12 protein-coding genes and 1 tRNA gene are annotated in these 13695 nt (G+C 66.3%); 3 read left to right on the top strand and 10 right to left on the bottom strand.

The features are described 5' to 3' along the window. Positions 1–108: 108 nt before the first annotated feature. From ACYP5B_RS43890 to ACYP5B_RS43845, 10 genes are all read right to left on the bottom strand, one after another. Positions 109–954 (bottom strand): arginyltransferase, encoded by an 846-nt coding sequence (locus tag ACYP5B_RS43890; RefSeq protein ID WP_318232637.1) that lies wholly within the window; start codon positions 952–954, stop codon positions 109–111. Between the two features lie 91 nt (positions 955–1045). After that, complete coding sequence (gene aat / locus ACYP5B_RS43885) at positions 1046–1786, bottom strand: leucyl/phenylalanyl-tRNA--protein transferase (RefSeq protein WP_318232636.1); 741 nt, start codon at positions 1784–1786, stop codon at positions 1046–1048. Between the two features lie 28 nt (positions 1787–1814). Next, the gene (locus ACYP5B_RS43880; protein WP_174422706.1) at positions 1815–2399 is read right to left on the bottom strand and encodes an NUDIX hydrolase; all 585 of its coding nucleotides are present in this window, start codon (positions 2397–2399) and stop codon (positions 1815–1817) included. A 203-nt stretch (positions 2400–2602) separates the two neighbouring features. Further along, positions 2603–2678, bottom strand: a tRNA-Met gene (locus ACYP5B_RS43875). A 123-nt stretch (positions 2679–2801) separates the two neighbouring features. Continuing rightward, positions 2802–3554: an RES family NAD+ phosphorylase gene (locus ACYP5B_RS43870; RefSeq protein ID WP_459573799.1), complete on the bottom strand. Its 753-nt coding sequence runs from the start codon at positions 3552–3554 to the stop codon at positions 2802–2804. Beyond that, on the bottom strand, positions 3514–3903 hold the full coding sequence (locus ACYP5B_RS43865; RefSeq protein WP_035860093.1) for an MbcA/ParS/Xre antitoxin family protein: 390 nt from the start codon (positions 3901–3903) through the stop codon (positions 3514–3516). The genes ACYP5B_RS43870 and ACYP5B_RS43865 overlap by 41 nt, the downstream gene beginning before the upstream one ends. Positions 3904–4095: 192 nt before the next feature. Next, positions 4096–5331, bottom strand: coding sequence for a benzoyl-CoA 2,3-epoxidase subunit BoxA (gene boxA / locus ACYP5B_RS43860; RefSeq protein ID WP_459573798.1), 1236 nt, complete (start codon positions 5329–5331; stop codon positions 4096–4098). 110 nt (positions 5332–5441) lie between these two features. Beyond that, positions 5442–6866, bottom strand: a complete 1425-nt coding sequence (gene boxB / locus ACYP5B_RS43855; protein WP_400094405.1) for a benzoyl-CoA 2,3-epoxidase subunit BoxB — start codon at positions 6864–6866, stop codon at positions 5442–5444. Between the two features lie 53 nt (positions 6867–6919). Continuing rightward, positions 6920–8611, bottom strand: a complete 1692-nt coding sequence (boxC, locus tag ACYP5B_RS43850; RefSeq protein ID WP_459573797.1) for a 2,3-epoxybenzoyl-CoA dihydrolase — start codon at positions 8609–8611, stop codon at positions 6920–6922. Between the two features lie 111 nt (positions 8612–8722). Continuing rightward, positions 8723–9661 (bottom strand): helix-turn-helix transcriptional regulator, encoded by a 939-nt coding sequence (locus ACYP5B_RS43845; RefSeq protein WP_267606270.1) that lies wholly within the window; start codon positions 9659–9661, stop codon positions 8723–8725. Between the two features lie 234 nt (positions 9662–9895). On the opposite strand from ACYP5B_RS43845, the gene ACYP5B_RS43840 reads away from it, so the two are divergent. The 3 genes from ACYP5B_RS43840 to ACYP5B_RS43830 all read left to right on the top strand — a co-directional run. Then, on the top strand, positions 9896–11569 hold the full coding sequence (locus tag ACYP5B_RS43840) for a benzoate-CoA ligase family protein (protein WP_459573796.1): 1674 nt from the start codon (positions 9896–9898) through the stop codon (positions 11567–11569). 17 nt (positions 11570–11586) lie between these two features. Beyond that, positions 11587–12402 carry an alpha/beta fold hydrolase gene (locus ACYP5B_RS43835; protein ID WP_459573833.1) on the top strand — a complete coding sequence of 272 codons (816 nt, stop codon included), beginning with the start codon at positions 11587–11589 and terminating at the stop codon, positions 12400–12402. Between the two features lie 144 nt (positions 12403–12546). Further along, positions 12547–13695 (top strand): ABC transporter substrate-binding protein (locus ACYP5B_RS43830; protein WP_459573795.1); only part of this gene is annotated, 1149 nt, incomplete at its 3' end.

Here is a 13695-nt window from a genome sequence, read left to right as displayed (position 1 = left end):
GGGAATCAGCTTGGAAGTCGGGACCAAGGCGGCATTGTAACGGTTGGGCCGGATCGGGTATGGCGCCGCTGGCGCGGGCATGACTTGCGCAGGCTGTCCGCTACTCCACTACAGGCTGTTTTCCGGGGCTTGCTCGCCGGGCTGCGGCGGAATGACGGGCACGGCGGTGGGCGATGCCACGGTGGGCGCCGCATCCCGGAGCGACGCTGGCGCCGCATCGAACGCGCGCCACTGATTCGCCGTCAGCACCTGCAGCGGCCGGTAGCGTGCCTTGTAGGCCATCTTGCGGCTATCGGCGATCCAGTAGCCCAGGTACAGGTGCGGCAAGGCGAGCTCGCGGGCCTGCTGGATCTGCCACAGGATGTTGTAGGTGCCGTAGCTGGCGTGCACCTCCAGCGGATCGTAGAAGGTGTAGACCGAGGACAAGCCATCGTCGAGCACGTCGATCATGCTGACCATGCGCAGCCGGCCGGCCTCGGGCGAGCCCGGCGGCTCGCGGAATTCGACCAGCCGCGAGTTGACCCGGCTTTGCAGCAGGAATTGCTCGTACTGGTCGCGGCTGTCCTGGTCCATGCCGCCGCCGGCGTGGCGCATCGACTGGTACAGCAGGTAGAGCGCATAGTGCTCTTCGACGTAGGTCAGCGGTGCCACCAGGGCCTGCAGTTTGCCGTGCTGGCGCCAGGCCCGGCGCTGGCTGCGGTCCGGGCGGAACTGGTCCACCACCACGCGGCATGGCGTGCAGGCGTGGCATTCATCGCAATAGGGACGGTAGGTAAAGATGCCGCTGCGCCGGAAGCCCGCGCGCACCAGCCGCGAATAGACATCGGCGTTGATCAGGTGGGCGGGCGTGGCCACCTGCGAGCGCGCCATGCGGCCATCGAGGTAGCTGCAAGCATAGGGTGCCGTAGCGTAGAACTGCAGCGCGGAAAGGGGTAGTTCCTTTAGCTTGCTCATGTGTCTGCAACGGCAAGGGATGAAACAGCAACGCGGGAAAGCCGATGGCGCGGCGACCTGACCTTGCGGCGAGTGGACGACGTGGTGTGCCTTATGGCTGCGCCTGCGTCCATCTCTCCAGCACCGTCTTGTCAAAACCCCACGGCACGATATCCGGCTGGCGGGTGGCAATGCGGATATGGGCCGCGAACTCCGCACGCGGGATGGGACTCGCGCCGAGCGAAGCCAGGTGATCGGTTTCCTGCTGGCAGTCTATCATCGCCACGCCGTGGTTGCCGAGGAACGCGCACAGCGCGGCCAGTGCGATCTTGGAGGCATCGGTGCGCCGCGCGAACATCGATTCGCCGTAGAACATCCGCCCGAGCGCCACGCCATACAGGCCGCCCGCGCGCTCGCCCTGGTACCAGGCCTCCACGCAATGGGCCAGGCCGTTACGGTGCAACGCACCATAGGCGGCGATGATGTCCTCTGTGATCCAGGTACCATGCTGGCCATCGCGCGGGGTTTCGGCGCAGGCCTGCATCACGGCGATAAAGTCGTCGTCGACGCGGATTTCCCAGTCCGGGTCGCGCAGCACGCGCTTGAGGGTCTTGCGAAAGGTGCTGGAAACGCGCAGCGCCTGCGGCGGCAGCACCATGCGGGGGTCGGTGCTCCACCACAGCACCGGCTGGCCTTCGGCATACCAGGGAAAGATGCCCTGCCGGTAAGCCAGCAACAGGCGCTGGGCCGACAACTCGCGGCTGGCCGCAAGCAGGCCGGGCGCGTCGGAGCCCGGGCCGAGCGCACGCTCGACCGGCGGGAACGGATCATGCGGATCCAGCCAGGTGATCATGCAGGGAGTGCGGGCAACGCGCCCGTGTTCAGGGTTCGACCGTGGCCCGGGTGGTCAGCGGGCGCATCGGCTTGTCGATATCCAGGCTGTGCAGGCGGAAGGTGCCGTCGGCCAGCCGTCCCGCCGCGCGATCCGCGAAGAAACAGCGCAGCGAATGGATCACGGTGGGGAAGGCCAGTTCATCCCAGGGCACATCGGCTTCCTCGACCAGCTTCACCTCCAGGCTTTCCTCGCCCGCGGAGATGTCCAGGTCCTCCAGTGTCGCCAGGTAGAACATATGCACCTGATGCACATGCGGCACATTCAGGATGGAGAACAACTCGCCAACCTGCACCCGTGCCCCGGCTTCCTCCAGCGTCTCGCGAGCGGCGCCCTGCGCGGTGGTCTCACCGATTTCCATGAAGCCAGCCGGCAGCGTCCAGAAGCCGTAGCGCGGCTCGATGGCGCGCTTGCACAGCAGGACCTTGTCCTCCCACACGGGAATGGTGCCGACCACATTGCGCGGGTTGACGTAGTGGATGGTGCTGCAGTTGTCGCACACTGAGCGCAGGCGCGAGTCGCCTTCAGGGATGCGCAGCACGACCGCATGGCCGCAGTTCGAGCAGAATTTCATGAGGGGCGTCCGGGAGGAATGGCGAAAGTGTATCACCGCCGATGGGGGCTGCCGGGGGTGCGATGCTAGTTTGGGGAAGGTCTGCGTGCGCAGTCGCGCCTATGTAGAGAGCTGGGCGCACAAAACAAAAAACGCCCGTGCAGGGCGTTGTTGTGCGTTGTGGATTTGCGCTCGACAGCCGATGGCATTGTCATGCATGGCTTTGGTTGCGGGGGCAGGACTTGAACCTGCGACCTTCGGGTTATGAGCCCGACGAGCTGCCAACTGCTCCACCCCGCGTCCGTCGAAGAAAAAGATTATAAGGTAAATCCTGTCGCAGTGCAACAGCCAATTGCGCCAGAACGGTAAAGGGCGCAAGAACTCGCCCCGATAAGGAGCGCGGCCGCAATGGCGCGCCGGCAGTCAGGCCTGGCCGGGGCTGACCTTGCTGCGCTGCCAGGTGCTGGCGGCAAACTGGTAACTGTCCCGCTGCAGCAGGTCGTCGCGTTGCCAGATGACGCGGTCCGGCCGTACGGTCAGCATCCAGGTGGTGGTGATGCGTGGTTGCGGTTCAGCGAAGGCGCGCGGGCTCAACAGTGCGGCGCAAGCACCGTGCTCCGGGTCGCGTACCGAGGTGTAGCGGATCATGCCGAGGCCGGCTTCCCGGGCCGTGCGGGCCAGGGCCTGGCAGGCGTCATAGTGATCGGGATCGGTCCACTTCGCTGCGTCTTCGGCAAAGGGCGGGGCGTCGAGCGCGATGCCGTCGGTGCGCACGCTGACCTGGAACAGGGTGTGGGGCCGGGCGTCGATGCGCGGCAGCGCCGGGCTGTCGAGCAGGAAGCGCCAGCGCCAGTAGCCAAGCTCCGCGCAGGCGGTGCGGATGTCGTCCGCGCCGTAGAACACGCCAGGATCCTGCTCGGCGCGAAAGCGCGAGCCCCAGGGCGAGGGCGGGTAGCGAAAGGGTGTGAACAGAAGATAGTGGAGGTGGCGTGCGTCGGCGGGCACCGCGGGCTTGCCGGCGTCCAGCACGGCTTCCAGCACGGCTTGCTCCTCCAGGCTGTCGACCAGCGGCATGGTCGATACCACATGCTGGGCCTCTACCGCGCGCCAGAGCGTGAGCGCAAACGGCTTGCGCTCAGACGCGACCGCGGGTGGCATCCAGATAGTGAACGACACGTACCAGGCCCTCGGTTGTGCGGATCAGGTCGAGCGGCTTGCCGCCCAACGCCAGGTTTTCGTTGGCCAGCCAGAGGCGGGCCTGGTCGCTGTGGCCGAGGATAGCGTCGAGCGAGCGGAACAGGCGCACGAACAGCACGCCGAACTCCCATTCCTTGCGATGCGCATCGAGCACATAGCCCCCGGAAGCCATTCGGGACACGGAGGCGGTGCTGATGCCCAGCACGTTGGCCACGCCTGCCTGGCTGATGCCAAGGAAGCCGGCCGCACGCATGACCGCCTTGGTGAGGGTGGTGCCGGGGTCCGGACTGCCGGCAGGAAGATGCTCGGGGACTTGCCTGGGTTGCATCGCCTCGCTCCTGTTTCTTCAGAAACATTATAGGCGGTTCGTTTCGTAAGGGAAGCAGTAAAACGCCACCACTATCTGCATGGTTTGGTGGCCTCGCCCACTGCAGAATGCTCGCCTGTCCTGTATATGACTTTTCTGCGGCGCACTGAGTTGCGAGGGTGCCGGGAGCGCTGGAGCAGGCCCGCGGCCAGATCAGTACGTCTCGATATGCAGCCGTCCCTCCGTCTTCATGGTGGCTTCCAGTTCACTCCAGGCCAGGCCGGCGCCGGCGCAGACTTCCCCGAACGCAGCCAGCACGCCGTCTTCCATCCCCTTGAGGCCGCAGATATAGACATGGCCGTGCGGGTCATTCAGCAGCCCCGCCACGCGGGCGCCGGCTTCGCGGATGGCGTCCTGCACATAACGCCGGGGCTGGCCGGGATCGCGCGAGAAGGCGAGATGGATATCGAGGAAGCTCGGCGGCAGTTTCATCAACGGCCCGAAGTAGGGCAGTTCCCGCGCATTGCGCGCGCCGAAGAACAGCATGCGCTGCCCGTCGAACTGCTCGAGGTTGCGCCGCATGTGCTCCGTCATGGCGCGCATCGGGGCCGAGCCGGTACCGGTGCAGATCATCATCACGCTGGCTTCGCGGTGGTTCGGCATCAGGAAGGTGGTGCCGAACGGACCGACCACGCGCACTTCGTCGCCGCGCGCGAGGTCGCACAGGAAGTTGGATGCCACGCCGCGCACCGGCTGCCCTTCATGATCCTGCTCGACGCGCTTCACCGTCAGCGCCAGGTTGTTGTAGCCCGGCCGTTCGCCGTCGCGGGGGCTGGCGATCGAATACATGCGGATGTAGTGCGGCTTGCCGGTGGCGTCGGTGCCGGGCGGCACGATGCCGATGGCCTGGCCTTCCAGCACCGGGAAAAAGTGCTGACCGAAATCCAGCACGATGTGATGCACATCGCTCGATGCGTCGTCGGCGGTCAGGCGGTAGTTGCCGGCCACGGTGGCGGTGACGGGGGCGCGCACGCCGTGCAGGTTGACGTACGGATGCGCCGCCGACCACGGCGCCTTGGGCGAGGTATGCCGGCTGGTTTCCACTTGCTGGGTTTGCGGCTCCTGCCCGGTTTCCGGGGAAGCCGGATCCGGCGCGCTCTCGAACCCGGTGTCCGCGGGCAAGGGCAGGCTGGCGGGGAGCTCGTCCCACAGCAACTGCGCCTCGATCGGATACGCCTCGCTTTTCAGCATCGTGCGCCAGTTGTCGATCGCGCCGGTGGGGCACGGCCCCAGGCAGGCGCCGCAGCCGTTGCACACGTCGGCCCTGACCACGTAGTTGCGATCGTCATGGGTGATCGCGTCGATCGGGCAGGTGTCTTCGCAGGTATTGCAGCGGATGCAGATCTCGGGGTCGATCAGGTGCTGCTTGATGATGTCGGGGGCGCCCATCTCTTTGGTCTCCTTGGCGCGCGGCCGGTCTGTCGCCGGCGCTGCGCCGCATGTTGCCTGTGGGTCAGTCAGGGTGAGTTGCAGAGTGAGTTGCAGGGTCAGTTGCAGGGTCAGTTGAAGCGCACGTACTCGAAATCCATCGGCTGGCGGTTGACGCCGACCATCGGCGGCGCGATCCAGTTGGCGTACTTGCCGGGCTCGGTGACCCGGCCCATCAGCGACGCCACGAAGGCGCGGTCTTCGTCCGTCGCCAGCCAGTTGCGCTCGCCCGCCTGCCATTGCGCTTCGGTGAGCAGCTCGCCCGTCGGCGAGACATGGACGTTGGCCAGGCTGCCGATCTTGCGGTTGAACGCCTTGTGCGGCACCGTCATGCGGAATGCGATGCCGTGCTTTTCGATCACCTTGTTCCAGCGCGCCACGCCGCCGAGCGTGTCCTTGACGTAGTCGTCGCGCAGCACCTCGTTGAGCGCGTTGAGCATGGGCACCTCGCGCTCGCCCAGGCGGCCGTCGGTGACGTCGAGGATGCGGTACACGTCGCCCTTGAGCACGTGGTCGTCGTCGCGCTTGCCTTCCTCGAAGCGGCCCTTGAGCCCGGCGCTGTAGAAGGTAGCGGCGTTGGACGACTGGTCGGCGCCGAACAGGTCGATGGTCACGCTGTAGTGGAAGTTGAGGTAGCGCTGGATGGTCTCGAGGTCGATCACGCCGGCGGCGCGCACGTCCGCGGGATCCTGGATATCGCGTTCGCGCATCACTTCGCAGGTGCGCTGGATCACGCGGGAGATGCCGGATTCACCCACGAACATATGATGGGCTTCTTCGGTCAGCATGAAGCGCGTGGTGCGCGCCAACGGGTCGAAGCTGGATTCGGCCAGCGCGCAGAGCTGGAACTTGCCGTCGCGATCGGTGAAGTGGGTGAACATGAAGAAGGCCAGCCAGTCGGGCGTGCGCTCGTTGAAGGCGCCCAGGATGCGCGGGTTGTCCTCGTCGCCGGAGCGCCGTCCCAGCAGCGCCTCGGCCTCTTCCCGCCCGTCGCGCCCGAAATGGCGATGCAGCAGGTACACCATGGCCCACAGGTGGCGGCCTTCTTCCACGTTGACCTGGAACAGGTTGCGCAGGTCGTAGAGCGAGGGGCAGGTCATGCCCAGGTGGCGTTGCTGCTCGACCGAGGCCGGCTCGGTATCGCCCTGGGTGACGATGATGCGGCGCAGGTTGGCGCGATGCTCGCCCGGCACTTCCTGCCAGGCCGCCTCGCCCTTGTGCTCGCCGAAATGGATGCGGCGCGCCGGGTCGGCGGGCTGGAGGAAGATGCCCCAGCGATAGTCCGGCATCTTGACGTGGTCGAAGTGCGCCCAGCCGGAAGGATCGACAGATACTGCCGTGCGCAGGTAGACATCGTGCTGGTGCGAGCCTTCGGGCCCCATGTCGCGCCACCAGTCGAGAAAGGCGGGCTGCCAGTGTTCGAGCGCGCGCTGCAGCGCGCGGTCGTCGGACAGGTTGACGTTGTTCGGGATCTTCTGGCTGTAGTCGATGCTCACTGGGTGTCTCCTTGTCTTGTTTTTTTTACGGCTGGATGGCTGGGTGGATGGGCTCAGACGCGGTCCCAGTCGAAGCGGGCCTTGTTGCCCGAGCCAAACACCTTGAGCGCGCCTTGCTCGCCCACGGCGTTGGGCCGGTTGAAGATCCAGTTCTGCCAGGCGGTGAGCCGGCCGAAGATGCGGGTCTCCATGGTTTCCACCGGCCCGAAGCGCAGGTTGGCTTCGAGCCCCGTCAAGGCGTCCGGCGACAGGCTGGCCCGCTCCTCGATGGCGATGCGGATTTCGTCTTCCCAGTCGATGTCGTCGGGCGTGGCGGTGACGAGGCCGAGCGAGGCGGCGTTGATGGCGTCGAGCGGCGCGCCGATATGATCCTGCACGGCCTGGATCGCCACCTCATCCTGATAGAAGCGCGCGGCCAGCCGCGTCAGCCCGTTGACGCTCGGATAGCGGCCGAAATTGGCGCTGCTGGCGAACACGCGCGGCGCGTCGTCCGGCGCGTCGGGCAGATGCAGCATATAGCTGCGGTCGGCCGCCAGGGCCAGCTCCAGCAAGGTGCCGGCAAAGCAGGAATCCGGCTCGATCAGCGCGAACAGGGTGCGCGACGACACCTCCAGGCGCGCCAGCGTGCGGCGCAGCATGCCGATGGTTTCGCGCACGAACCAGTGGCCGGCATGCGTGTCCAGCAGGGCGTCGGTGGCCAGTACCTGATGGGGATCGCCCTCCGTCTTGAGGATCCACATGCCGATGTCGAGATGGTTGGCGCGCAGCGTGAGGATGGCGTCGTCAAGTTCGCGCGCCATCTTCAGTGGCCACCAGCCGGGGCCGGCGGCAAGGATCGCGGCCAGCGTCTGCGGCTGGTGCTTACCCGGCCCGAATACCGTCAGCGTGGCCTTGCGGGCATGCTGGTCGATGTGTACCTGGATCGTGTCGTAGCGGTAGCCGTGCGCATCCTGGCTGCGCGACAGCGGCGTGAGCTTCACGCCATCCTGGCCGGCAGGCCGGTCGCTCTGCGCGGCGAGCGCAAGCGCGCGCTGTTGCACGTGCTCCGCGAAGCGCGCCGGCTTGACCACGGCATCGACCAGCTTCCAGTCGTGCGCCCGCTGCCCGCGCACGCCCTCGGTGGTGGTGCAGAAGATGTCGGCGTGGTCGCGCCGCACGCGGCGCTTGTCGGTGATGCGCGTGAGCCCGCCGGTGCCCGGCAGCACGCCTAGCAGCGGCACTTCGGGCAGGCTGACGGCCGAGGAGCGGTCGTCGACCAGCACGATCTCGTCGCAGGCCAGTGCCAGCTCATAGCCGCCACCGGCGGTGGTGCCGTTGCAGGCCGCGATGAACTTCAGCCCGGAGTGGCGGCTGGCGTCCTCGATGCCGTTGCGGGTTTCGTTGGTGAACTTGCAGAAGTTCACCTTCCAGGCGTGCGATGACTTGCCGAGCATGAAGATGTTGGCGCCCGAACAGAAAATGCGGTCCTTGGCGCTGGTGAGGACCACGGTGCGCACTTCCGGGTGCTCGAAACGGATGCGCTGCACGGCATCGTGCAATTCGATGTCCACGCCAAGGTCGTAAGAGTTCAGCTTGAGCGCATAGCCGGGGCGCAGGCCGCCGTCCTCGTCGACATCCATGGACAGCGTGGCCACCGGGCCGTCGAACGCCAGTTTCCAGTGGCGGTATTGCGCGGGGTCGCGCTCAAAGGTGACGGGGGCTTGTTCGGTGGCAGTGGGATCGTTGGGAGCGGCCGGGGCGGACATCGTGGTCTCCTTTATGCACTATATTGTCGATCATCTTTCGTGATGAAATATAGTGCACAACGGCCGCCGGCGCAATCCTTGCGCGATGTCCAGGCGCCAATCACGTGCCAATTACGCGCCAATGACTCGCAGATGGGCACGCAAGGCTTGCAGGGAGGTAGTGGGATCCTGGCCGCTGGTGTCGATCGTCACGTCCGCGCGGGAGTACAGCGGGGTGCGCGCCAGCAGGATGCGGCGCAAATCGTCCATGGCTTCGCGGTTGCCTTCCATCGGGCGCATATCGCCCTGCGCCACCACCCGTGCCATGTGTTCCTCGGGCGAGGTCTTCACCCAGACCGTGTAGCAGCGTGCCAGCAGCAGGTTGAAGGTGGAGGGCTCCGAGACCAGGCTGCCGGGCGTGGCCAGCACCATGCGGTCGTTCTCGCGCAGCACGCGTTCAAGCGCGCGCATCTCGTAGCGGCGGTAGGCGGCCTGCCCGTAGAGTGAGTGGATCTCGGCCAGGCTGGCGCCGGCTTCCTGCTCGATGACACCGTTGAGTTCGACGAAGGGCACTTCCATGGCCGCGGCCAGCGCCCGCCCGAGGGTGGATTTGCCGGCGCCACGCAGTCCGATCAGCGTAATGCGGCGATGGCGCGCATCATGGGACGCGCTGGGCGCCAGGGCTTGGTGGCAAGCCTCGCGCACACGCGACAGGTCGGCCGCGGGCAGTTGCGCCAGCCATTGCACCAGTTGCGAGAACTCCGAGGCCGGCTGGCCACCGGCAGCGTGCTGCGTTTCCATCTCCGCCAGCACTACCGGCAACGGCACATCCAGCGCGCGCGCCACCTGGCGCAGCAGCAGCACGGACGCATTGCCGGTGCCGGTTTCCAGGTTGGCGAGATAGCGCTCGGACACCTCCGCGCCGCGCGCGAGGTCCTTGCGTGACATGCCCCGCGCTGCGCGCAGCGAGCGGATGCGCTCGCCGAGTTGCGTCAGGTAGGGATCGCGCTCGCCGGCAGGGCGGGCGTCGGTGGAGTCGGGGGCCAGCATTGAGTCTGGATCGCGGCGCATGGCGGGCGGATTCGGATGGGAGTGAGATCGGTTGGGGCCAGGATCGGGGTTGCGATTATAAGGGACGCAGCCTTCGTGTCATATAGTGCATTTCTCTGCTTGCATAATAGTTGATATGCAATAAAATGCATCGACAAATGCAGGTCAAGAAGAAAAAACACAAAAAATCACGACAAACCTGACTCCGTCCCAAGGCGAAGTGCGACCGGGGGGACGGCATCGAGGAGTGGAGACATGACGCCCCCAATTGCATCCCCGTCCCCGGCGGCTGATGCGACCGCTGTGGCCATTTCAGTGCTGCCGGCCCGCTACAACGCCGCCGCCGATCTGCTGTCGCGCAATCTGACGGCGGGCCGTGCCGACAAGACCGCCTACGTGGACGATGCCGGCTCGCTCAGTTTCGCCGCGCTCGACCAGCGCAGCCGGCGCTTTGCCGCGGCCCTGCTGCATGCCGGGATCCGCCCCGAGGAGCGCCTGCTGCTGTGTGCGCTCGACACCATCGATTTCCCCACGGTGTTCCTCGGCTGCCTGCTGGCCGGCGTGGTGCCCGTGGCTGTCAACACCCTGCTGACCGTCGACGACTACGCGTACATGCTGGAGCACAGCGGCGCGCGCTCAACTGTGGTCTCGGCGCCGCTGGCCTGCGTCATGCGCGATGCCATCGGCAAGGCTGGCACCGCGCCCGCGCTGATCCTCGCCGCACCGGATGCAGGCAGCGCCGGCCCGGGACCGAGCGTGGCCGAGATGGCCGGGCAGGGCGTGCCGCTGGAAGGCGCTGCCGCCACCCGGCCGGACGACATCGCATTCTGGCTGTATTCGTCCGGCTCCACGGGGCGTCCCAAGGGCACCGTGCACACGCATGGCAACCTGTTCCATACCGCCGATCTCTATGCGCGCCAGGTGCTTGGCCTGCGCGAGGATGACGTGGTTTTTTCCGCGGCGAAGCTGTTCTTCGCCTATGGCCTGGGCAATGCGCTGACCTTTCCGCTGGCGGTTGGCGCCACCACCGTGCTGATGGCCGAACGCCCGACGCCGCAGGCGGTATTTCGCCGGCTGCGCGAGCAGCGCCCGACCGTGTTCTGCGGCGTGCCCACGCTCTACGCCGGCATGCTGGCCGCGAGCGACCTGCCGGCACGGCCGGACGTTTCGCTGCGCGTATGCACCTCGGCGGGCGAGGCGCTGCCCAAGGATATCGGCGACCGCTTTCACGCGCATTTTGGCTGCGACATCCTTGATGGCATCGGCTCCACGGAGATGCTGCATATCTTCCTGTCGAACCGTCCCGGCGATGTGCGCTACGGCACCACCGGCAAGCCGGTTCCCGGCTATGCGCTGAGGCTGCTCGATGAAGCGGGCCAGCCCTGCGCGCACGGCGAGATCGGCGACCTCTTTATCAAGGGCCCGAGCGCCGCGCTGATGTACTGGGGCAACCGTGACAAGACCCGCGACACCTTCGTGGGCGAATGGACCCGCAGCGGCGACAAGTACCTGCAGGATGCGGATGGCTATTTCATCTACGCCGGGCGCAGCGACGACATGCTCAAGGTGGGCGGCATCTACGTCTCGCCATTCGAGGTCGAGGCCGTGCTGGCCTTGCACCCTGCCGTGCTGGAGGCCGCGGTGATCGGCGTGGCTGACGCGGACGAACTGGTCAAGCCGAAAGCCTTCGTGGTGCTGCGCCCCGGCCAGTCCTGGCACGACGGCATGGCGGCGGAGCTGCAGGCGTTCGTCAAGTCGCGGCTGGCCCCGTACAAGTATCCGCGCCAGATCGAGTGCGTGGCCGAGTTGCCAAAGACGGCCACCGGCAAGATCCAGCGCTTTCGACTGCGCCAGCGCGAGGAGGCTGCGCAGGCGGCCACCGCAGGCGCCACACCGGGGCCGGCGATCGTGCCGGCAACGACCGAATGATGATGAAAGGCAAGGGCATGCAAAGCGAGTTGGTGGAAATCCCGTTCGACGGACGCCGTATCCAGGTGGAGATCCAGTGGCTGCGGCCAGAGCGCCACGAGCGCCCGCTGGTGGTCTTCCTGCACGAAGGGCTGGGCTCGATCAGCATGTGGCGCGATTATCCCGCCATGCTGTGCGAGGCCGGCGACTTTCGCGGGCTGGTGCTGTCGCGCTATGGCTATGGGCGCTCGACCCCGCGTCCCGCCGCGGAAAAGTGGGGCGTCGACTATATGCACCGCCAGGCGCGCGAGGCCCTGCCGGCGCTGTTCGACGTACTCGAGATCGGGCCCGGCCGCAAACGTGGCAAGCCTTGGCTGTTCGGCCACAGCGACGGCGGCTCGATCGCGCTGATCCATGCCGCGAGCTTTCCGCAGGCGGTAGACGGCATCACTGTGCTGGCGCCGCATACCCTGGTCGAGGATGTCTCTGTGAGCAGCATCCAGGCCACGCGAGAGGCTTACCTGCAGACGGATCTGCGCAGCAAGCTGGCGCGCCACCACGACGATGTGGATTCCGCCTTCTGGGGCTGGAACGATATCTGGCTCGATCCGGCGTTCCGCGCCTTCGACCTGCGTCCGTTGCTGTCGGAGATCCGTTGTCCCGTGCTGGCGGTGCAGGGCGAGGACGACGAGTACGGCACCATGGCGCAGATTGAGGGTATCCATCGATATGCGCCACAAACCGTCCTGCTTAAACTCCCGCGATGCGGCCACTCGCCACACCGCGACCAGCCGGGGCCGTTGACGGACGCGGCGGTCAGGTTTATAACGGCACATACTTCATACCTAAAATAATTCCGCGCCCCCCCGCGCGTCGGCCTGCAGTTCCCCCGTCTGGCAGCTAGCGAGGTCTGCGAATGCCGCGAACGGATGGGAGCCCGGCAGGCTGGCGATGCCGGCCCAGGCGACGGAAGTCGGCTTGACCACCAGGAGACATCCATGCATCGCTTCACATCGCGCGGGCTGGCCCCCGCATGCCTAGCCATCGCTGCATCCCTTGCCTTCGCCGCGGGCGCCAATGCCCAGGGCACCGGCAAGATCAAGGTTGGCTTCATGCTGCCTTACACGGGCACCTATGCATCGCTGGGCAACGCCATCGAGAATGGCTTCAAGATGTACGTGCAGGAGCAGGGCGGCAAGCTGGGCGGGCGGGAGATCGAGTACTTCAAGGTGGACGACGAGTCCGATCCGGCCAAGTCGCCGGAGAACGCCACCAAGCTGATCAAGCGCGACCAGGTCGATGTGGTGGTGGGCACGGTGCACTCGGGCGTGCAGATGGGCATCGTCAAGGTGGCCAAGGAAAACAACACGCTGCTGATCATTCCCAACGCGGGCGTGGATGAAGCCACCGGCCCGCTGTGCGGCCCCAATATCTTCCGTTCCTCGTTCTCGAACTGGCAGCCGGGCTACGCCATGGGCCACGTGCTGGCCGAGCGCGGCATGAAGAAAGTGGTCACGCTGACGTGGAAATACGCAGCCGGGGAGCAGTCGGTCAAGGGCTTCAAGGAAGCCTTCGAGGCCAAGGGCGGCAAGGTGGTGAAGGAGTTGAGCCTGCCGTTCCCCAACGTGGAATTCCAGGCGTTGATCACCGAGGTTGCATCGATCAAGCCCGATGCGGTCTTCGTGTTCTTCGCCGGCGGTGGCGCCGTGAAATTCGTCAAGGACTGGGCCGCGGCAGGCCTCAAGGACAAGATCCCGCTCTACGCGTCGGGCTTCCTCACCGACGGCACGCTGGAGGCGCAGGGCGCCGCAGCGCAAGGCATCGAAACCACGCTGCACTATGCCGACGGCCTGTCCAACCCGCGCGACAAGAGTTTCCGCCTGGAATACGCCAAGGCCTACAAGCTGCAGCCTGATGTGTACGCCGTGCAGGGCTACGACGCCGCCCAGTTGCTGGCTGCCGGCGCCAGCGCGGTCAAGGGCGACATGAGCAAGAAGGCCGAGGTCATCAAGGCGATGGAGCAGACCAAGGTGGATAGCCCGCGCGGTGCTTTCACGCTGTCGAAGGCGCACAATCCGGTGCAGGATTTCTATCTGCGCAAGGTCGATGGCCGCGAGAACAAGCTGGGCGGCGTCGCGGTGAAGGCG

This window comes from Cupriavidus sp. 8B (genome assembly GCF_054589115.1).
The sequence above is the reverse complement of the archived record's forward strand: the minus strand, read 5'-3'. Positions and strand labels throughout refer to the sequence as shown.

Bases quoted from the DNA above. Each gene is read 5' to 3' on its own strand.
- ACYP5B_RS43890 (WP_318232637.1), bottom strand. From the start codon at position 954: ATGAGCAAGCTAAAGGAACTACCCCTTTCCGCGCTGCAGTTCTACGCT.
- aat (WP_318232636.1), bottom strand. From the start codon at position 1,786: ATGATCACCTGGCTGGATCCGCATGATCCGTTCCCGCCGGTCGAGCGT.
- ACYP5B_RS43880 (WP_174422706.1), bottom strand. From the start codon at position 2,399: ATGAAATTCTGCTCGAACTGCGGCCATGCGGTCGTGCTGCGCATCCCT.
- ACYP5B_RS43865 (WP_035860093.1), bottom strand. From the start codon at position 3,903: ATGCAACCCAGGCAAGTCCCCGAGCATCTTCCTGCCGGCAGTCCGGAC.
- boxA (WP_459573798.1), bottom strand. From the start codon at position 5,331: ATGGGCGCCCCCGACATCATCAAGCAGCACCTGATCGACCCCGAGATC.
- boxC (WP_459573797.1), bottom strand. From the start codon at position 8,611: ATGTCCGCCCCGGCCGCTCCCAACGATCCCACTGCCACCGAACAAGCC.
- ACYP5B_RS43845 (WP_267606270.1), bottom strand. From the start codon at position 9,661: ATGCGCCGCGATCCAGACTCAATGCTGGCCCCCGACTCCACCGACGCC.
- ACYP5B_RS43840 (WP_459573796.1), top strand. From the start codon at position 9,896: ATGACGCCCCCAATTGCATCCCCGTCCCCGGCGGCTGATGCGACCGCT.
- ACYP5B_RS43835 (WP_459573833.1), top strand. From the start codon at position 11,587: ATGCAAAGCGAGTTGGTGGAAATCCCGTTCGACGGACGCCGTATCCAG.